16 protein-coding genes are annotated in these 19600 nt (G+C 47.1%); 10 read left to right on the top strand and 6 right to left on the bottom strand.

Going from position 1 to position 19600, the window contains the following annotated elements; genetic code table 11:
* Positions 1–60: 60 nt before the first annotated feature.
* Positions 61–2301 (top strand): AraC family transcriptional regulator, encoded by a 2241-nt coding sequence (locus AC0YNV_RS24915; protein ID WP_475770444.1) that lies wholly within the window; start codon positions 61–63, stop codon positions 2299–2301.
* A 55-nt stretch (positions 2302–2356) separates the two neighbouring features.
* On the opposite strand, the gene AC0YNV_RS24910 is transcribed toward AC0YNV_RS24915, so the two are convergent.
* From AC0YNV_RS24910 to AC0YNV_RS24895, 4 genes are all read right to left on the bottom strand, one after another.
* Positions 2357–3451 (bottom strand): hypothetical protein, encoded by a 1095-nt coding sequence (locus tag AC0YNV_RS24910; RefSeq protein WP_475770443.1) that lies wholly within the window; start codon positions 3449–3451, stop codon positions 2357–2359.
* Positions 3452–3474: 23 nt separating this feature from the next.
* Positions 3475–5286, bottom strand: coding sequence for an extracellular solute-binding protein (locus AC0YNV_RS24905; RefSeq protein ID WP_475770442.1), 1812 nt, complete (start codon positions 5284–5286; stop codon positions 3475–3477).
* A gap of 291 nt (positions 5287–5577) precedes the next feature.
* Positions 5578–6474 carry a carbohydrate ABC transporter permease gene (locus AC0YNV_RS24900; protein WP_475770441.1) on the bottom strand — a complete coding sequence of 299 codons (897 nt, stop codon included), beginning with the start codon at positions 6472–6474 and terminating at the stop codon, positions 5578–5580.
* Between the two features lie 12 nt (positions 6475–6486).
* Positions 6487–7464, bottom strand: coding sequence for an ABC transporter permease (locus tag AC0YNV_RS24895; RefSeq protein WP_475770440.1), 978 nt, complete (start codon positions 7462–7464; stop codon positions 6487–6489).
* A 324-nt stretch (positions 7465–7788) separates the two neighbouring features.
* Here AC0YNV_RS24895 and arfA point away from each other — a divergent pair, with 324 nt between their 5' ends.
* Together arfA and AC0YNV_RS24885 are read left to right on the top strand one after the other, a co-directional pair.
* Positions 7789–9312 (top strand): arabinosylfuranosidase ArfA, encoded by a 1524-nt coding sequence (arfA, locus tag AC0YNV_RS24890; protein WP_475770439.1) that lies wholly within the window; start codon positions 7789–7791, stop codon positions 9310–9312.
* A gap of 94 nt (positions 9313–9406) precedes the next feature.
* Positions 9407–10273 carry a DUF6454 family protein gene (locus tag AC0YNV_RS24885; protein WP_475770438.1) on the top strand — a complete coding sequence of 289 codons (867 nt, stop codon included), beginning with the start codon at positions 9407–9409 and terminating at the stop codon, positions 10271–10273.
* Between the two features lie 11 nt (positions 10274–10284).
* On the opposite strand, the gene AC0YNV_RS24880 is transcribed toward AC0YNV_RS24885, so the two are convergent.
* Positions 10285–10512 (bottom strand): MmyB family transcriptional regulator, encoded by a 228-nt coding sequence (locus tag AC0YNV_RS24880; RefSeq protein ID WP_475770653.1) that lies wholly within the window; start codon positions 10510–10512, stop codon positions 10285–10287.
* Between the two features lie 302 nt (positions 10513–10814).
* On the opposite strand from AC0YNV_RS24880, the gene AC0YNV_RS24875 reads away from it, so the two are divergent.
* Together AC0YNV_RS24875 and AC0YNV_RS24870 are read left to right on the top strand one after the other, a co-directional pair.
* Entirely contained in the window at positions 10815–11339 is a 525-nt protein-coding gene (locus AC0YNV_RS24875; RefSeq protein WP_475770437.1) for a DinB family protein, read from the top strand.
* Positions 11340–11516: 177 nt separating this feature from the next.
* Positions 11517–11855, top strand: coding sequence for a GNAT family N-acetyltransferase (locus AC0YNV_RS24870; RefSeq protein ID WP_475770436.1), 339 nt, complete (start codon positions 11517–11519; stop codon positions 11853–11855).
* Here the strand turns inward: AC0YNV_RS24870 and AC0YNV_RS24865 are convergent.
* A complete protein-coding gene (locus AC0YNV_RS24865; RefSeq protein ID WP_475770435.1) occupies positions 11850–12833 on the bottom strand; it encodes a hypothetical protein in 984 nt (327 codons plus the stop codon). The two genes, AC0YNV_RS24870 and AC0YNV_RS24865, sit on opposite strands and share 6 nt — an antisense overlap.
* Before the next feature lie 532 nt (positions 12834–13365).
* On the opposite strand from AC0YNV_RS24865, the gene AC0YNV_RS24860 reads away from it, so the two are divergent.
* The 5 genes from AC0YNV_RS24860 (at position 13366) to AC0YNV_RS24840 (ending at position 19569) form a co-directional block, all read left to right on the top strand.
* Positions 13366–13749, top strand: a complete 384-nt coding sequence (locus tag AC0YNV_RS24860; protein ID WP_475770434.1) for a YciI family protein — start codon at positions 13366–13368, stop codon at positions 13747–13749.
* A gap of 623 nt (positions 13750–14372) precedes the next feature.
* Positions 14373–14891, top strand: a complete 519-nt coding sequence (locus AC0YNV_RS24855) for an SRPBCC domain-containing protein (RefSeq protein ID WP_475770433.1) — start codon at positions 14373–14375, stop codon at positions 14889–14891.
* A gap of 444 nt (positions 14892–15335) precedes the next feature.
* A complete protein-coding gene (locus tag AC0YNV_RS24850) occupies positions 15336–17303 on the top strand; it encodes an ABC transporter substrate-binding protein (protein WP_475770432.1) in 1968 nt (655 codons plus the stop codon).
* Positions 17304–17421: 118 nt separating this feature from the next.
* Positions 17422–18420: an ABC transporter permease gene (locus AC0YNV_RS24845; RefSeq protein ID WP_475770431.1), complete on the top strand. Its 999-nt coding sequence runs from the start codon at positions 17422–17424 to the stop codon at positions 18418–18420.
* A 3-nt stretch (positions 18421–18423) separates the two neighbouring features.
* Entirely contained in the window at positions 18424–19569 is a 1146-nt protein-coding gene (locus tag AC0YNV_RS24840) for an ABC transporter permease (protein WP_475770430.1), read from the top strand.
* The last annotated feature ends 31 nt before the right edge of the window (positions 19570–19600 follow it).

Here is a 19600-nt window from a genome sequence, read left to right as displayed (position 1 = left end):
TTCTCCGGCTCGGGGGTTGAGTGGCCAGGATTGGGAGGTTAAATAAGAGGAGATAACAGAATGCGCAACAGCAGAACCTGGTTTTATCGCTCCTTATTTTCATATCTTCCAATATTTTTTGTCATAACCTCGATTTTGTTCCTGCTGTTCTTTCTGGCTTTCAGCCAATATGTCAAGGAGTCCACCAATAAAGCAACTCAGGCTTTTAATGTACAAATCGCCCAATCCGTGGAAAACCTGCTGAAGCCCGTTGATAAACTGATCATAAAAGAAATTATGACTAATGATACGCTGAGCCAATTTTTTGAAGATGAAAACAGCTCTTATATGATCTATCAAAGCATTCAGGCTCTCAATAATATGATTGCGAGCTACCCGATCATTGATTCCATCTATGTGTACCGTTTGTCGGACCAACTGGTTCTGACCAATAATATGTTCACACATGCGGATACGTTTGCAGACCGCGAATTTCTGCTGGGTCAGCTGGAAACCTCCAGCATTGTTTCCTGGACGGGAAAAAGGTCTTACCAGGACCCGAGAACCTTTACCACCAAGGATGTCGTCTCGCTCGTCCGGAGAGTTCCGATCATTTCCGGCCAGCAGGGATTGTTTGTAGTCAACATACGTACAAATTCGATTCGTGATTTTACAATGAATATGTCAAGTCTGAAAATCAATTACGTGGATTTTATCGATGCGCAGGAGCAACTGATTGTCAGTACGGAAGAAGGAAGCACACAGGTACAGGACAATCCGCGTAATAAAGTTTCACTCACTCATTCCCCCTATCTGGGATGGAATGTGCAAAGCGGTTTGAAGCAAAGACACGCCTTTGAGTTTTTCTCTTCATTTCCGTATATTTGGGTAACCTTGGGGTTCTTATCCATTGTTGCCGGATCAGTATTTATCGTATATGTAACCAGAAGGAACTACAAACCGATTGAATCGATTGTCGGGCATATCAATGAAATATTCGTCAATAAGAGCAGCGAGCTTTTATCCAGGAACAATGATGATGAAATGCGGTTCATATCTACAGCCATCGACAAGCTGCTGGAGCAGTCAGTCAAGCTGCAGAGCAGGGTTGAAGAGGATCAAGTCAGCATGCGGCGGCATTTTTTTAATGAGCTTCTTGACGGCACCAGACAGATTGGTGCTGAAGAATGGAAATTGGCGATGGAGCGGCTGGAACTGAATTATGAGTTCAAACGGGCGAAGGTCGCCGTGATGGAGATCGACAAGTATGCGGATTTCTGCAGCTCTTATTCTGAACGCGACCAGTATTTGCTTAAATTTGTCATAAGCAGCGTCCTTACCGAGCTTGCAGAGGAGCGGAGAATCAGGGCGTGGACCCAATATATCGGCAGCTCCCGTCTCGGAATTGTATTTCTCCTGGAGCATGCCGGTGAGAATGGCCAGCAAATCGAAGAAGAAAGTATCGAGGCGGCCTGCACTGCATTTATTCATTGGGTGACCGGTCATTTGAAGTTTACCGTTACAATCGGAATGGGAGGGACTTCAGATCTGGTCGATGATATTCCCCTCCTTTACGAGGATGCGGTGGAGGCGCTGAAATATAAAGCTGTTCTGGGCAGTTCCCGCATTATTCTCAGTCAGGAGATGCCATCCAAACGCAGGACGGATATGTTTCAGCCCATCCAATTGATCAGGACCGTAACTCTTTCCTTCAAGCTGGGCGAATCGGAATGGGAAGCCCGTTTCGAGGAGCTGTTTCACACGATCCAGATCAGCATGATCTCTCGTGACGATGTGACGAATATCCTGCACAACCTAATTTATAATTTAGATCGTGAAGTAATGGGATTGTCCGAATCCATCTGCGATTACTGGAAAAAGGACAGCCTGCCTGAGCTGAACAAGCTGCTCGATAATCTCGATACGCTGGAAGAATTTCAAGCCAGCGCCAGGCTGATTTTGAACATGAGCTTTCAGGAAATCGGAAAGCTCAGGGAGCACAGAAGCACGCACCAAATCATCCACAAAGTCAAACAGTACGTCAAAGATAATTATGCAAATCCTGATCTTTCGCTCAACCAGCTGAGTGATGAATTTAATCTGAGCACCCGGTATTTGAGCCGTCTGTTCAAAGATGAGTTCGGTGAGAAATTTGTGGATTATCTTGTCAGGGTTCGCCTCGAGAAGGCCAAAGAATTGCTCCGGGAAACCAAAGATCCCGTTCATGAGGTGGCCTTGAAGGTTGGATATATCCATGCCTTTTCCTTCATCCGGATGTTTAAGAACAACGAGGGCATCACGCCCGGGGATTACCGGAAATAATAAAAAGGGCTGCTCCTGCAGAGGACAGCCCTTTAAAATGATGCGATTATGATGGCTATTTTCTCGGAATAGGCAGCTCCCACTGCTGAGCCCAATCGCTCTTCTCCCATTCCTCCAGATTCAACAGTCCCAGTCCTCTGCCATAGCCGGGTTCATCGGTCAGCGTATTGACCATGTACGCCAGCCATTTTCCATCCGGGCTAACGTTGGAGTTGTTCATCCGCCATGGCGGGTGCTCGAACATACGTGTCATCCTTACCCGGCGGCCCGTTCCGTCAAGCTTCATTTTCCAGAGATCGATGGGAGGGAAGGAGTTCTCGAAATCCCGTGAGCTTTCCAGACAGATATGCTCGTTATCCGGGAAGATTCCTTCGCACTCATTGTGGGTCAACGCTTCGTCTATATAGGTCCGAACTTCCCCCGTTGCAATGTTGATCCCCTTTACCTTGGCGTTCCAGTCCTCGGGTGAAGTGGAAGCGTTATTATAATACTCCGCCATTATCACCTCCGTATCGTTATGGCGGAAATCCTGCGGCTCGGGCCGGCCTCCGCTGTCGGTTCGGTGGATGATCTTATCAAGGCCAAGCTCAGGGCCGTTCGGCCCATATTCAATCTCGGTGACATGAACCTCGAAGTCCAGCGGCGATTTGAGCCGGGGATCATGATTGCCATTCATTGAATATGTGATTTTGTTGGACAAGGCGGAGACGCCGCAGCCTTCATACATGGCTCTCCCGAGTGCTTTGGGCGGAGACGATGCGTCTTTATCCATAATCCAGAGCTCTGATTCCACATGTCTGCTGATGCTGCGGTTTTTAAATTTCTTCGGTCCGATCAGCAGGTAATCTCCGTTAGGCAGGAAGAGGACACGCAGAAAGGAGTGATGCTCTCCCAGGTCCCTGGTGAGGTTGCGGACTTCTCTTGTTTCGAAATCAATCTCGCATATGTCCCCGTAATTGCTTCCGACGAATGCTATTCTTTTGCCGTCCGGAGACCAGTAGGGCCGTTCACCGTAATCGAGCAGCTTCTCATGAAATCTCGGCGGATTATCCAGTACATGAGCCCCCGAATAGGGCTTATGATCCTTGGTTGTGATATGAATATTCGGATATTTCTTTTTGAACTCCTCGGGGCTTAACGTATCTTTCACTGCTTTGCACCTCACTAATCGGATTATTTGACCGTGCTGTACCAATCATTTGCTTCCTTCGTAAGCGCCTCTCCGCCATCCTTGTACCATTGTTCCACGGTCTTGTCGAAGGTGCTGTCGATATCCAGATCGCCGGTAACCGTTTTGATAACGTATTCCTTGACTCTCGTGTCAAGCAGCTCCGTATATTTTCCCTGAGACGGCAGAACGACCTTCAGCTGGTTCTCGTAATAAGGGAATTCGCGGATGATGTCGCCTGTCAGCTCGTAGCGCTGCTCTGTCTGAGGACCCCAGATCGCCATGAAATCCGGATTGGTCCACGTCATGATGTTGGTGATCCAGTTGACGCCTAGTTTCTTGAATTGCGGGTGGAACAGCTCATGCTTGGGCCAATCGGTATTCAACAGTTTATTGCCTTTATCGTCGGTAATCCACATCAAGCCCTCGGGACCATAGCCTAGATGCAGATAAGCGTCCGCATCCGTATGCTGATATTCCATGATTTTCAGCAGCTTCACAAACTTGTCCTGATCCGTTGCCAGCTGCTTGCCGAATACGAGGACGGAGTTTTGATACCCTTCCCGCTGATAACCGCTTGCTCCGCTTGGCCCTTTGACCGGAGGCATGGTAATGTAGATCGGTCCTGGAGCATTCTCGTCAAAATCGGTGTAGATCTTGGTTGAATACAGTTTGGCTTTATCGTCTTTATTCGCTTCGAACCACTTCTGCCAGTCCGGTTGATTGGCTACCCAGCGGAAGCTGAGGTGCCCGTCGTTATCCCACTGAACGTCGTCGAAGTTCAGATTATCGATGTATCCGAGCTTTCCTTGTGCGAACTTGGTGGCCAGATCCAGGGCATCGCTGCTTCGTCCCTTATCCGTGATAAATTCCGGATCAATTAAGCCCAGCTTATACCATTTGTTGAGCAGCTTCAGCGCTTCTTTGGTTTCGGGCGTGGTCAGACCGAACTGCAGCTTGCCCTCCCGCTCCACCCAGTTGAACGGATTGGTATTATAGGCGCCGAATATCGATTGAAACCATTGGTTTCCGGCAAAATCGCTGGGATTGGACATCCCATACGTGTCCTTTGCTCCGTTTTGATCCGGGTCGTCGTTGCGAAATTTGACAAAGGCATCTTCAAGCTCCTGAATGGTCTGCGGCACTTTGGTAATTCCGACATTCTTGAGCCAATCCGCCCGGATGCTTGCAGGACGCGGAACTCCGCCGTTCGGATTGAAGCGGGCAAGTCCCATGTTCTTCCCATCGACATTGGTGATCGAGAGCAGCTGCGGGTCGTACTTTTCTATGACTTTAAAATAGTTCGGCATATTTTCCTTGGTCATCTCAACCGGAATCTCGGCTAACAGACCTTGCTTGCTGTAATCGGATACATCCGGAAGCGCGACTTGAACGATATCCGGTATCGTGCCTGTCGCAAACATCAAATTCAATTGCTCCTTCCGGTTGGATTCGTCAATATTGACGAACTTGAGCTTCACATTAAATTTCTTCTCAAAATAGCGCTGCCCATACGTTTCTTCGCTGAGCGGGGTAGGCCCCAGCTGAATCGTATATTCATATTGCGTGCTATTTGCAAAATATTCCGGTGTCTCGACCTTCGCCAGATCGGCTTCTATGATTTTGTTGTCGGCCGCTTCGGACAGCGGATCGGCGGGGTCTTTGGCTTCTGCAGCCGGCGCTGCTTCCGTGCCGCTGTCGGTGCTGCCGGAGCCGGTGTTGGAACCCGGGCTGTTGGAGCAGCCGATCAGGGCGGGGAAGATTAAGAACACGACTAACGACAGCATCATCATTGATTTTTTTGTCATTTTCGGCATCGTGATTCCTCCGTTTTGGTGTGGACTGAATTTTTATACCTTGACGATATCCTTGCTGGGAGCAACAGTGGTGCTTTCGATTTGAAACAGCCGCATTGTCTGTATGAGGCGCTCTTGTTTATTGTGCTTCGGACCGGCTTTTCTTGAAAGATCCGAAAGGATGGAATCAGTTTAGCCGCGGCTTGTTCCCCTCCTTTTTCAATGTGTACATCTGCTTCAATGCAGCGCTGCGCCTATCTTGCCAAGCATCACCTCCTTCAGATCATGCGAAAGCGGCGTGACGGGGCGTGTCTAGCCCTTGACCGCTCCCATGACAACCCCTTTGACAAAGAAACGCTGGATGAACGGATAAATGCACAAAATCGGAAGCATGGTGATCAATATAGCTGCTGCCCGCATGCTTTCCGGCGAGGGGACATTCTTCTTGTCTATGGAACTCAAGGCGTCGCTCATGAGCAAGGCGCTTTGTTCGATGACAAGCTTACGGATATGAACCTGGATAACCTGAAGGTCCGGGTTCTGGACATAGATCAGGGAATCGAACCAGGAGTTCCAGTGATTAACGCCTACCCACAAGCTAATGGTTGCGATGGCCGGTGCTGCCAGCGGGACGATCAGGCTGAAGAAAATACGTGTATCGCTAGCTCCATCTATCCGGGCTGATTCCTCCAGACTATCCGGAATCGTCATGAAGAAGTTTCTCAGAATCAGTATATAGAACGTGTTGTACAGGAAGGGGGGCGCCAATATATAGACCAATGGATTGTCGATCAATCCCAGACTTTTAATAACGAGATAAGTGGGGATAAGCCCTCCGGTAAAGAACATTGTAAATACGAAAAACAGTGTAACGGATTTCTGGAAAGGAATGGCCTTGGAGATGGCGTAACCGGCAAACGACATGAGCAGTACGGACAGGAAGGTTCCGACCACCGTCCTGAAAATTGTATAGAAATAACCGGAGTAGATAAACGATTGTCTTAAAAAGCCCTTATACGCTTCAAGAGTGAAGCCTTGCGGCCAGAACCATACGCTGCCGCCTGAACCCGCCATCGCTTCCCGCGAGCTGAGTGACAGGAAGAACAAATACAGGATCGGATATAAGACGGAAAGCGATAAAAAAATAAGCAGTGCATAATTCAGATAATCCAGCACATTCATGCGTTGCCGCTGTCCGGCAGTTGACATGTCATATCCTCCTCACCATAATCCCTTTTGCCCAAAACGTCGAGCCAATCGATTGGCTAACAGAACCAGCACCAGACCGATGACATTCTTGAAGACACCTACCGCCGCCGAGAAGCTGTAATTCATCTGGACGAGCCCGACCCGGTAGACATAGGTATCAAGGATATCACCCACCTCGTAGACGCGCGGATTGTACAGGTTGAAGATTTGATCGAAGCCGCTGTTCATGATATAGCCGATATTGAAGATCATCATAATTACAATAACGTTGGCAATGGACGGCAGTGTGATGCTGATCATCTTCCTCAATCTGCCTGCGCCATCCATGGTAGCTGCTTCGTAAAGCTGCTGATCGATGCCTGCGATGGCAGCCAAATAAATAATGGAGCCCCAGCCGCAGCTCTGCCAGATGTCCGACAGAATCAGAATAGGCACAAACCACTTCTCTTCCGCCAGAAAATAAATGGGATTCCCTCCAAAAAGCATGATGATTTTATTGATCAGTCCGCTGGAAGGAGAGAGGAGCTCAACCATGATGCTGCCGATAATGACCCAGGACAGAAAATGCGGCAGGTAAGTGACACTTTGTACAAGCTTCTTGAACTTCTCATGGAAAATTTCATTCAGGGCCAGCGCCAATACAATTCCGGAAGTATACACAAAAAGTAACTTTAATCCGCTGATGACAAGCGTGTTTCTAAGTACCCTGGTAAACTCAGGCGAGTTCCACATCGTCTTGAAATGTTCCATGCCCACCCAGGGACTGCCCAAAATTCCTTTGTCAATCGTGAAGTCCTTGAAAGCGATTGTAATTCCGTACATGGGGACGTAATAGAACACGATATACCAGATGATGGCCGGCAGCAAGAACAAGTATAAGGTTTTATTCTTAACGCAAGCTTTCCATAACGACGAGGAGTCCGACCGCCCCTTGGACCGGCTCACCCGGTCCGTACTGAGGAGATCCAAATCCATGTCTGCCTTCTCCATACAAGGCTTCCCTCCTTCACTAGTTGTTCCGTACTTCCATTACGATAAGGAATCTGGATCTATTGTTCAACAAACAAGATTCCCTTGCATGCACCATATGTACAATGACGAACCGCTTTCGTTCATTTCGCATAGGAAACTAAAAATCGGCCTGCAGCAGCAATAATGACTTGATGCACAATTTCGGAAATCCCGCGTTGAGTGGAATCATGTTGATCCGTGTTCCGAAAGTGTTTATGTTCATGAATTGACAAACTAAAGTCGTGTATCATACTGTTAAAATGTTAATTAAATAACATTTATATTAACCATGGAGGCGAGAGGATGACTCAGTTTAAAGCGGTTATGATCGTTGACAAGGAATTTCGTATATCAGAGGTAGATCCGAGAATATACGGATCCTTCATCGAGCATTTGGGAAGGGCGGTTTATGGAGGGATATATGAGCCGGATCACCCGCTGGCCGACGAGTTGGGATTCCGTAACGATGTCATCGAATTGGTCAGGGAGTTGAACGTCCCTGTCGTACGTTACCCTGGCGGGAATATGGTCTCCGGGTATAATTGGGAGGACGGTGTCGGACCTCAAGAAGCCCGTCCCCGCCGGCTTGATCTGGCCTGGAGATCAGTGGAGACCAATCAAGTTGGGACGAATGAGTTTGTAAGCTGGTCAAGGAAAGCAAATGTGGATGTCATGATGGCTGTAAATTTGGGTACACGCGGCATCGATGCCGCCATAAATTTGCTCGAATACTGCAATCATCCGGGAGGAACGTACTGGAGTGACTTAAGGAAGCAGCATGGCTGCGAGACGCCGCACGGCATTAAGATGTGGTGTCTGGGCAATGAAATGGACGGACCTTGGCAGATCGGTCATAAAACGGCAGAAGAATATGGCCGGCTGGCGGCAGAAACGGCAAAAGTGATGAAAATTGTGGACCCCGGCATCGAGCTGATCGCTTGCGGCAGCTCGAACTCCAAGATGCCTACTTTCCCGGAGTGGGAAGCGACAACACTGGACCATAGTTACGAGCATGCGGATTATCTTTCATTGCATCAATATTATGGGAATTACGAGGAGGATTCCGCCAATTTCCTGGCGAAATCGATGAATATGGATGATTTTATTCATACCATTATTTCCACATGCGATTATATAAAAGCCAAAAAAAGAAGCAAAAAAACGATCAATCTCTGCTTTGACGAGTGGAATGTATGGTACCATTCCAAAGAGCAGGATAAAAGCTGGATACGGCGCGAGCCCTGGAAGATTGCGCCTCCTATTCTGGAAGACGAGTACAATCTCGAAGATGCGCTGCTTGTCGGCTGTATTCTGATTACGCTTCTGAAACATTCAGATCGGGTCAAGGTTGCCTGCATGGCACAACTAGTGAATGTCATCGCACCGATTATGACGGAGAACAATGGGAAGGCCTGGAGGCAAACGATATTCTATCCGTATTTGCATGCTTCCGTCTATGGCCGGGGTATCGCGCTAAGGCCGATGGTTTCCTCTCCCAAATATGACAGCAAGGAATTTACGGATGTGCCGTATCTTGAGACCGCCGTCGTCTGGAATGAAGAGAAGGACGAGCTTACGATCTTCGCCGTGAACCGTCATTTGCAGGAGAGGCTCCCATTGGAGTGCGATCTTCGCCATTTCGAAGGCTATCGTCTAATCGAGCATCTCGTTGTCCGGCATGACAATTTGAAGGCGGTGAACACGGCGAAGGACGAACAGGTAAGTCCGGTGTCTTATACGGGTTCGCGGTTGAGCGACGGCGTCCTGATATCCGAGCTTCCGCATCAATCGTGGAATGTCATCCGTTTGGCTCAATCCAGACAATAACCAGCCCATCACCGTTTCAGTCAGAGTATTTATATAATGGAAGGCAGTGAAGATTCGATGCGTTATATAATTGAGGAATGGGGAATGAATTGTGATGGATAATCAGAAGCTCGTTGCCCAATTCCAAAGTCTTGCACGAAGCACGAAATGGGAGCTAACCAATAAGATTGATCTGCAATTCAACAATTACCACTCACAGGGGATGGTTCGGATTGGGGATCTCTTCTATTTGTCCTCGGTAGAACTTACTGAAAAGCCCGTTAGATATGACAAGCCTCGGTCCGGTTACGACCGTACTCCAGGAAAAGGAATCGGTCATCTGTTTGTCTTTGATCAACAGGGGAAGCTGGTCCAGGATATTCTTCTTGGGGAGGGGGATATCTATCACCCGGGCGGTATTGATTTTGATGGAAATAGGATTTGGGTGCCAGTTGCCGAATACCGGCCTGACAGCGAGTCTATGGTTTACAATGTTGATCCCATGACCATGAAAGCAGAAGAAACGTTTCGAGTCCTTGATCATATCGGGGGGATGGTCCGCGATGGCCAAGACGGCAAGCTTATAGGCAACAGCTGGGGTTCGCGCAGGTTCTATGAATGGGACCAAAATGGACAGCAACTGCTTGTGAAAGAAAATTCGAGTCACTTTGTAGATTATCAGGATGGCCAATATGCAGGCGAAGGGAAAATGATTTTGAGTGGTATCTCTGAGCTGGCCCATTCTTCAAGCGGCAATTCCAAGCCGTACGAGCTGGGCGGATTAGCTCTGATCGATATGAATACGTTGAATACGATTCATGAAGTGCCCATCACTGAGTTTTCTCCTCAAGGGCATGTGATTACCCGTAATCCGGTATTCATGGAGAGTGCGGGTCAAGAGCTGCGGCTTTATGCCGTGCCCGATGACGATCGCGGATCTCTGCTGATTTATGAAACATGCAATTTGAATAATAAACGATAATTTTTCATTTTTTATTGATTATTAAGCATTAGATGCAGAAACAAAACAGCCTTTGCTATCCACGGGATGGCAAAGGCTGTTTTAAATTTAAGGCAGGGGATTGATATAAAATAATCCGCTGAACCAAGACCTGGCACCTGGAGATTAAACTCAGGGCTGATTCCCGATAACTCCGCAACTAATTCTCCCCACCAAGGGTCTTCTGTATTACGGCCATACCTGGCACGGAATTGAGCCAGACTGCGCAGGTCCGCTTCTTGTTCAATGGGATGAAAACAGCCCGAGCGGCGGGTTCTTTGGCGAATACGGCCCGCTTCCTTGGTAATGAACGGTTTGACGACATTCCCAAATCATAAAACATTTTAGATGACGCTACTGTGATATACGCGCGGGTCTGAAACCTGATCCGGTTAAAAGGCCCTATTCACGGCGCTGGAGAAAATAGGTATTATTGAGCAATAGGGCAATTCAATGCAATCGGGAATATGTTATTATTTCTAATGTGTCTATTGTAAACTGATCTATTAGGAGGCGCAGAAACATGCATATGCCCAAACCGAATGAAGGAGACTTCAACCCGCACTGGGGCAATTACATCCATTTAGTGCAAGAAGGCGACCTGGCGCAGCTGCTCAAGGACCAAGAGCAGGACATTAAATCGTTATACAGCTCCATCAGTGAAGAGCAAAGTTTGTACCGTTACGGCGAGGGAAAATGGAGCCTTAAAGAAGTGCTTGGCCATATTAACGACACTGAACGGATCATGAGTTATCGGCTTCTCTGTGTCGCCAGGGGAGACAAGACGCCATTGCCGCGCCATCAGGACGTCTACGTGAACGGAACGAGCTTCGACCGCCGTCCGCATACCGGACTGATCGCCGATTTTCAAGCCGTTCGGGCAGCTACCCTGTCACTGGTACAGGGATTGAACGAGGACGAATTACGCCGTGCCGGGGTGGTCAACAATTGCACAACCACAGCCGCTGCAATCGTATACTTCATTATCGGGCATGCTCTCCATCACCTGAATGTCGTACGTGAAAAGTACATGCCGAGCCTGCAATAACTCAACATTGCAATAATCCTAATCTTTGATCGGACAATCGTGCACGATAGCACAATGTCAGGGCTGCCAACATCATTGGCAGCCTTTGAACTATGCGAGCGGCAGATACGCAGCTGGTGATTGTATTTAGCTATTCAGCTTACTTACATATGACAATAGAATAAGTATAAATTCTGTTTGGGGGCATCGATACATATTATTGCAGGCAATGAATGCGAAATTATCTCATTAGATAGTATTGAAGAAAATAAGGGTATTGGGACAACATTAATTCATCGTTTAGAAAATAAAGCCAAGGAAATTGGCTGTCAGAGTATGAAGCTAATCACAACAAATGATAATTTGCATGCATTGGGATTTTATCAGAGAAGGGGCTATGTCCTTGTAAAGATATTACAAAATGCAGTTGATGAAGCGAGAATGTTGAAGCCCGTCATTCCGTTTATCGCTGAAAATGGAATTCCAATCCGGGATGAAATTCTTTTAGAAAAACGCTGGTGTTCAGCGGAACTATGAGGTTCTCGATTTTCCCCCTTTGTTGCTGGAATTTTTGTTTTTATTGTTGTTTTTACTTTTTTTGTTGTTGCTGGAGTTGTTTTTATTGGTTCCTGAGCTGCTGCTGCCTTTCGAGCTGTTTCCAGAGCTGCCATTATGTTTTATGGTTTTAATGTGAAATAGCGGAATGCGTACCTTCTCTTTGCCAACCATGAGGAGTAGGGATTGATTACCAACTTCAGCTATGAGACCAGCGAGCTTCTCTGGCCCGCCCCAGTTAATTTGAACGGATTTCTTTGTCAATTTGCGCAGAACGCCGATAAAGCTTTCAGCTGCGACGAAGTTATGAGAAGTCGAGTGTCCGCTTCTTGGACCGGGTAAGTCAGTAGTACTTTTAATATGGCTGGCATTGATATAAACGAGGCCTGCTTTAGTACGCAAAACAATATAATCACTCTGAACACCAAGCAATACTCCGTCGAACGACTCCGGTCCCCCGCGGTTGATTTTAATTAACTTCCCAATTTTACTGCTCAAATAGCTCTCGTATTGGACAATTTGTCTAATATACTGGCCAGTAGGTTTTACCGTTTTAATGTGGAATAGCGGGATTCGCACCTTCTCTTTACCAACAATAAGGAGCAGGGATTGACTGCCAACTTCAGTAATGATACCGTCGATCTTCTCTGGTCCGCCCCAGTTGATTTGAGCGGATTGCTGAGTCAATTTGCGCAGAACACCAATAAAGCTTTCGGCTGCGATAAAGTTGTTGGAAGTCGAGCGTCCGCTTTTTTGACCTGGCAGATCGGTTGTACTCTTAATATGGCTGGTATTGACATAAACGAGGCCTGCTTTAGTACGCAAAACAACATAATCACTTTGAACACCAAGCAATACCCCGTCAAACGATTCCGGGCCTCCACGGTTGATTTTAATTAACTTCCCGATTTTACTGTTTAAATAGCTTTCATGGTCCTCACTGCTTTCATGTTGTTCCATAGTAGTTGTTGATACCCCCATATTGTTTGGATTTGTGTTGTCCGTTGTTACCAGCACTTACTTTAGCTACCATCGTACATGCCATATGGTTTGCAGCTCACAGATTCGATGAACTGTATTATTCAGTTCAGTTCGCCATTTAATTGATAGAATGTCATTCATAAGGTCGTCCGGCACAAATAGATCTTAACAACCTGATATACGGTTCATTCATCTCTTTTCGGCTCCCATCCCTTCATTACTTGCCCCGGTGATATCTATCATGGATGACAAAATATAATATATTTATATGTATTTCGCAGCTGTGCTGTTCTGGATTTTATAACATTACTCATTAACCTAGATAGATTACCAGATTTTCCTCATAGCTTTCTGAAATACAAAATAATGGATATAATGCATCTATTCAAATGACACTAACAGTCCAAGAAGCGCTTGAAAATTTTATTTGAGGATTTGTCGAGTTTGCTTTATGCTGTTCGTCGACTTATATAGAGGCACAAATAAACCAACCATGTAAAGGAGAATTAAGATGAGATACCTGTGCTTGGGTTACTTCGATCGAGAGAAAATGGATTCCCGCCCCAAGGAGGAGATCGATGCTGTCATGCGCGAATGCGAGTCCCATCTCGAGGAACTCTACAAGAGCGGCCAAGTGATCATCGATGCAGGCCTCGCCCATGAGAACAAAATCTTGCGGCGTGAAAACGGGAAAGTGAAGGTTACCGACGGTCCTTTTATCGAAACCAAGGAGATGATTGGCAGCGCGTTCCTTATTGAAGCAAGTGACATGGAGGATGCAATCCGGATTGCTTCACTGCATCCAGCCACGCAAGTGGGTGCGGGCGAGCAATTCGGCTGGCGCATTGAGGTCCGCCCTATCCACTACTTCGAGAAGCGGGAAGGGAAGGAGTAGTTTCCGCGAACCTGCAGCTGCAGCTGGATGACACTCTCGTTCAGGCTCCAAGCGAGCGGCGGGCGGGTGCCGGATCTGCAGAATAGACTTCCGCACGACAGGATACGGATACCAAAAAAAGAGACTCCAAGTCTCTTTTTTTTAATTTTATTGGAAAAGCAACAGCACAACCATAATTGGATATTTTCGTCTAATTGAAAGGGAATAGCTTCATGCCACTCCTCATCAAGAGCTGAAGCTGTCCCGATTTTGAGGAAAATGTAAAGTACATAAAGTCAGCTTGTCTTGTATTCCGAGTTAGGGTTCCTATAGAGGGTTATATCTTTCGTTTAAAAAATCAATGAACATTTTTCTCAAATATTCCTTTACAGGAATATTCCTGTCGTGGTATATTTATTTCAGCAAAAAACTCCAGTTACTAATGGATGATGACGATGAATGCTGACGTCGTGAGAGCCTTGGAAGAGCCACAGCTCGGCCGCCTGGATGATTATTTGCTGAAGCTGCGGGGCAAGGAAACTCGGAGAGCGCAGCAGGACTGAGCTTGGAATGATGGATCAGTTTTGAGAAGAGCTGCGGCAGGACTATTTCGATCAACTATTTTAATCGAGGAGGATGTTAAAATGACAAATCAAATGGTATCCAAGGTAGAGGAAAAGGTGCTTGTTCTGGAGCGTGAATTCAAGGCACCTCGGGAGCTCGTGTTCGAGGCGTTCTCGCAGGCTGAGCATCTGAAGCATTGGTGGGGGCCAAGAGGCTGGTCGCTCCCGGTATGCCATATTGATTTCCGCGTTGGGGGAGTTTGGCATTATTGTATGAAATGCGAGGACAAGAACCAGGGCGAATACTATGGCATGGAATCATGGGGGAAGGGTGTGTATAGTGAAATCATCGTACCTGAGAAGATCGGGTATGTGGATTATTTCTCCGATGCGGAAGGAAACGTGGCGGAAAATATGCCGGCAACGGTCGTAGACATGACCTTTATCGAGACGGATGGCGGGACAAAGATCATTAGCCGTTCTGAATACGCAACGGTTGAAGGACTGCAGCAGGTTCTGGATATGGGCATGCTGGAGGGCATCACGGATACCTGGGACAGACTGGTCGAGCACTTGGAGTCGATTCAGAAGGTCGGTTAAAGGGAAGTGTTTGGCGCAAACGCGAAGCGATCAGCAGCAAGGAACGGAGAAAAAGGTCATTCCTCTTAGCGGGAGTGATCTTTTTTTGTCTCTTTGCGGTGCCTGCAAGCAATGGGGCAAAGGAAAAAGCTCTCCCGAGGTCTTAGAGCCTGGCATGTGACCTCACAGCAACTGGAAAGATTGCTAAATAAATATTGTGTTTTGTTTATATATCGAATACAATAAAAGCGCTTACAATTCCTTGTTTCATTAAACCGGTTTAATGCAGAATACATACTATTATTTTACCTAATTAATAAAAATAGACATCTACGAATTAAACCGGTTTAATAAACGGTGGAGGTGAGTCAGCGGGGCTTGCATTGATCCCAGTGAAGAAGAAAACGGCAATGGTAACAGCTAGGGCAGCGGCGTGGAAATGAATAGATTTTTGGAGGGGTTAACTTGAAAAAACAGAGGTTCCTTATTGTTCTGCTAGTCGTTTTTGCCATTATTGTTGCAGGATGCACAAATAATGCATCGGAACCGAATGTTGTGAAAGAAACCAACGAAACGGCAGTGGTCAAGGATGCACCGGTCGGAGTCACGGAATCGGATGCCAAAGAGGCTCCTATGCTGACTGACCTTGTAACCGCAGGCAAACTGCCTGCTTTGGCAGATCGTATGCCAGCTCCGGCAGATATCATGATTGAGCCTGTTGTTGATGAGGTCGGACAATACGGCGGAGATTGGAAAATGGCCTGGATGGGATCCAGTGACAAATGGGCTGTTGGGCAGCCAACGGAAGAAGCGCTGTTCCGCTTCAACAAGGATGGCAGCGGGGTTGAACCTAATGTTGCCAAAAGTTATGAAGTGAATGCAAATTCCACGGAATTTACCATTCACCTCAGGAAAGGCATGAAGTGGTCGGATGGCGTGCCATTTACAGCAGATGATGTCCTGTTCTATTGGGAGCATATGCTGACCAAAGAAACCTTCGGCAAAAAAATATATGATGCTTACTACTCGATTGATCCGGTAAGTGGAGAAAAAGCTTTGGCCAAAGTGGAAAAGATTGATGACTTCACGTTCAAGATTACACATAAATATCCAAGCGTCCAGTTCCTTGAGCGCGTTGCGATCGACAATAAGTGGTTCTTTGCACCGGCACATTTCCAGAAGACAATCCTGCCGGAATTTGTAGGCGAAGATAAAGCACTCGAAATCGCCAAACAATGGGGCTTCGCGGATACGGCATCTTTCCTGAAGGAAACGGGTTATTATTACTGGATTTATCCGCAGATCCCGACACTTCGGGCTTGGGTAGCCAAGAATGATCCCGAGAGTGACCAGTTCGTTATGGAACGCAACCCTTATTATTGGAAAACGGATGTCGACGGTCACCAGCTCCCCTATATGAATAATCTCATCGCGACGAAAATTCAGGATCCCAGTCAAAGAGTGCTCGGCACATTGGCGGGAGATTTCAATCTCTCCACGTTTGGCGCACAAGACTTCACTGTCTTGAAGGAAAATGAGGAGAAGGGGGATTACCGGGTTATTCCATGGCAGCAGCCAGCGTGGTCAACATCGGGAATTCAGTTAAATCAGACGATCGAGGATCCTAACCTGCGAAAGCTGTTCCAGGACATCAAATTTAGGGAAGCGCTTTCTCTCGGAGTAGACCGTACAGAGATCACAGAGATCGTGACTAACGGAATTGCCGACCCGATTCAGGCTTCAGTACCGGAAGGTCTCGTCGGATATCAGGAGGGCTGGGCAGATCAATGGGCTAAATATGATCCAGAACAGGCCAATAAGCTGTTGGATGAGCTCGGATTAACCAAACGGGACAAGGACAATTTCCGGTTATTCCCGGACGGTTCGGATGTGACGATCACGATTATGGATTCCTCCGAAGATTCGGCGAAATTCCTGGAGCTGCTCAAGAAGTATTATGAGGAGATGGGGATTAAGACCAATCTGAAGGTTGTCGATCAGGCAACTCTGCAGGAGTTGAAGTATTCGAATCAAGTCCCTGCGAACATAGAAAACATATCTGTTGTTAATGTGGCATTCCGGCCTGATGCGCTAGTACCGCTCCGTGTGCTTACCCCGTGGTATGGCCAATACGGATTGTATACCTCTTCGGGCGGCAAAGAGGGAGTTAAACCGGAAGGCGATGTTGCTTTGCTCCTGGAGGATTGGGATAAGCTTAAGGCTGCCAGTTCAAAAGAAGAAATTACCCAATGGGGTAATGAAATTATTAAATTGCATATGAAAAATCAGTGGGTGATCGGTTATGCAGGCCCGACGCCGACGTTGATTGCAGCATCGAACAATATGCGCAACATACCGCAATCCATGATATGGGCCGATGAGTTCCGCTCCTTGGGCGCAGGCCATCCTGCACAATTCTATATCAAGCAATAGCAGCCGGATTATACCGTAAAACCGATAATGGGGAACGATCTCTCCATTATCGGTTTTATTCCAAAGATTTTGAAGGCATTCATATCTCTGAATTGTCAAGGAGAGGGTAGGACAAGAGATGCTCCAGTACACTTTGAAAAGAATCGTGTTGACCATACCTGTCGTGATATTGATCTCATTTATCGTTTTCTACATCATTCAGCTTCCCCCCGGCGATTATGTATCCAATTATTCGGCGCAAATGTCCGTTGCGGGCGAAGTGTTTACGCAGGAGGACATGGAGGCTATGCGGACGGATTTGGGCTTGAATCGTCCGATTTACGAACAGTATTTTATTTGGGCTAGAGATATTGTTGTGCATTGGGATTTCGGATACTCCTTCAACTATAACAAGCCCGTTACAGCCGTGATCGAGCAGTACATGGGATTGACGCTGGTCGTCTCACTGGTGACGATGGTTTTTCAATACGCCGTGGCGATTCCAGTCGGCATCTATTGTGCCGTAAAGCAATATTCCAAGGGAGATTATTTCTTCTCGGGCTTAAGTTTTCTGGGAATGGCTACACCTCACTTCCTGCTCGCCGTTATATTAATGTTCCTTTCCTACACTTGGTTCGGCGATCCATTGCTCGGTTTATTTTCGGGCGAGTACGTGAATGCGCCATGGTCGATGGACAAGGCGATGGACTTGGCAAAGCATATGATCATCCCCGTAATTGTCATCGGACTATCTGGCACAGCGGACCTTATTCGGGTTATGAGAGGACAAATGCTGGACGAACTGAATAAGCCCAATGTGGTAACGGCCAGGTCCAAGGGGCTGTCGGAGACGAAAATCCTCTTTAAGTATCCGACGCGCGCAGCTTTAAATCCTATTGTCAGTACGTTCGGCTGGTCATTGACCCACATCTTCACCGGCTCCACAATTACCGCTATCGTATTGAATTTGCCCATACAGGGGCCGGTTATGTTTAATGCGTTACTGGGTCAGGACATGTATCTGGCTGGCAGTTGGTTGTTGTTCATGGCGTTGTTAACGGTACTGGGGACATTGCTGTCGGATATTTTACTGGCATGGCTAGATCCAAAAATTCGTACAGAGTTCAGGGGTAACTAGCCTATGAGAACATTGCCGATTTTCAGAAAACAGAAAGTGCGCCTATCCAAGCCGCTCGAAAATAAGGATGTTCAATATAGTTCGCAATGGCGGCTCATGTATTTGAGATTCAAGAAACATAAATTAGCTCGGATCAGCTTAATGGTTCTGGCTATTCTCTACGCCGGCGCGCTATTCGCCCAGTTCCTGGCGCCTTACGGGCTGCAAAGCTACGACAGCAAATATGTGAATGCGCCTCCAATGACCCTGCGATTCGTAGATGCGTCTGGAAAGTTCCATATTAGACCGTTTGTATATGAATTGAAGTCAGGCAGAGATCCGGAAACGATGCGTAAAATATTCGAGCCGAACAAAGAAAAACGATATTCGCTCGAGCTGTTTGCCAAAGGTGAAAGCTATAAATTTCTCGGATTCATTCCAACAAAAACGCATTTATTCGGAGTGGAACAACCCGGACGAATATTTCTGTTAGGCACCGATGCGCTTGGCAGAGACATGTTCTCCCGAATTTTGCTGGGAAGTCAAGTATCGCTTAGCATCCCTCTCGTAGGGGTTGGCATCAGCTTTATATTGGGATTGATTATCGGCGGCATATCCGGATATTTCGGAGGCGGACTGGATGCCTTGATTCAACGGATTATCGACATCATACGCTCATTCCCGACTCTTCCGTTATGGATGGCGTTATCCGCAGCTATTCCTCCGCGAATACCGGTGGTCCGAATGTATCTTTATATCGTTATTATATTTGCTTTTATCGAGTGGACCGGTCTGGCGAGGGTCGTGAGAGGCAAGTTCATCTCCATGAAAAATGAAGATTATGTTCTTGCGGCCAAGATTGCAGGCGTCGGCGATGCGAGAATTATAACAAGGCATCTGTTGCCGGGTTTTATCAGTTATTTGGTTGTAGCCACGACGTTGGCAATTCCAGGGATGATTCTTGGCGAGACGGCGATGAGCTTTCTCGGCTTAGGGATTCGCTCTCCGGCTACCAGTTGGGGTGTTCTTCTTCAGGAAGCCCAGCAGATCCAGAATATTGCTCTGTATCCATGGAAGCTTATTCCGCTTGGTGCGGTTATCTTAACGGTATTAACCTTTAACTTTCTGGGCGATGGCTTGCGCGATGCCGCGGACCCTTACAAGAAATAAACCAATAAATTGAGGCCATAGCGAGGGGATA

The sequence above is a fragment of the Paenibacillus sp. JT31N11 genome (genome assembly GCF_056269285.1).
This window is presented reverse-complemented; position numbering and strand designations above follow the sequence as displayed.

Coding starts and splice junctions, on each gene's coding strand:
- AC0YNV_RS24915 (WP_475770444.1), top strand. CDS start 61: ATGCGCAACAGCAGAACCTGGTTTTATCGCTCCTTATTTTCATATCTT.
- AC0YNV_RS24905 (WP_475770442.1), bottom strand. CDS start 5,286: ATGCCGAAAATGACAAAAAAATCAATGATGATGCTGTCGTTAGTCGTG.
- AC0YNV_RS24900 (WP_475770441.1), bottom strand. CDS start 6,474: ATGTCAACTGCCGGACAGCGGCAACGCATGAATGTGCTGGATTATCTG.
- AC0YNV_RS24895 (WP_475770440.1), bottom strand. CDS start 7,464: ATGGAGAAGGCAGACATGGATTTGGATCTCCTCAGTACGGACCGGGTG.
- arfA (WP_475770439.1), top strand. CDS start 7,789: ATGACTCAGTTTAAAGCGGTTATGATCGTTGACAAGGAATTTCGTATA.
- AC0YNV_RS24885 (WP_475770438.1), top strand. CDS start 9,407: ATGGATAATCAGAAGCTCGTTGCCCAATTCCAAAGTCTTGCACGAAGC.
- AC0YNV_RS24875 (WP_475770437.1), top strand. CDS start 10,815: ATGCATATGCCCAAACCGAATGAAGGAGACTTCAACCCGCACTGGGGC.
- AC0YNV_RS24865 (WP_475770435.1), bottom strand. CDS start 12,833: ATGGAACAACATGAAAGCAGTGAGGACCATGAAAGCTATTTAAACAGT.
- AC0YNV_RS24860 (WP_475770434.1), top strand. CDS start 13,366: ATGAGATACCTGTGCTTGGGTTACTTCGATCGAGAGAAAATGGATTCC.
- AC0YNV_RS24855 (WP_475770433.1), top strand. CDS start 14,373: ATGACAAATCAAATGGTATCCAAGGTAGAGGAAAAGGTGCTTGTTCTG.
- AC0YNV_RS24845 (WP_475770431.1), top strand. CDS start 17,422: ATGCTCCAGTACACTTTGAAAAGAATCGTGTTGACCATACCTGTCGTG.
- AC0YNV_RS24840 (WP_475770430.1), top strand. CDS start 18,424: ATGAGAACATTGCCGATTTTCAGAAAACAGAAAGTGCGCCTATCCAAG.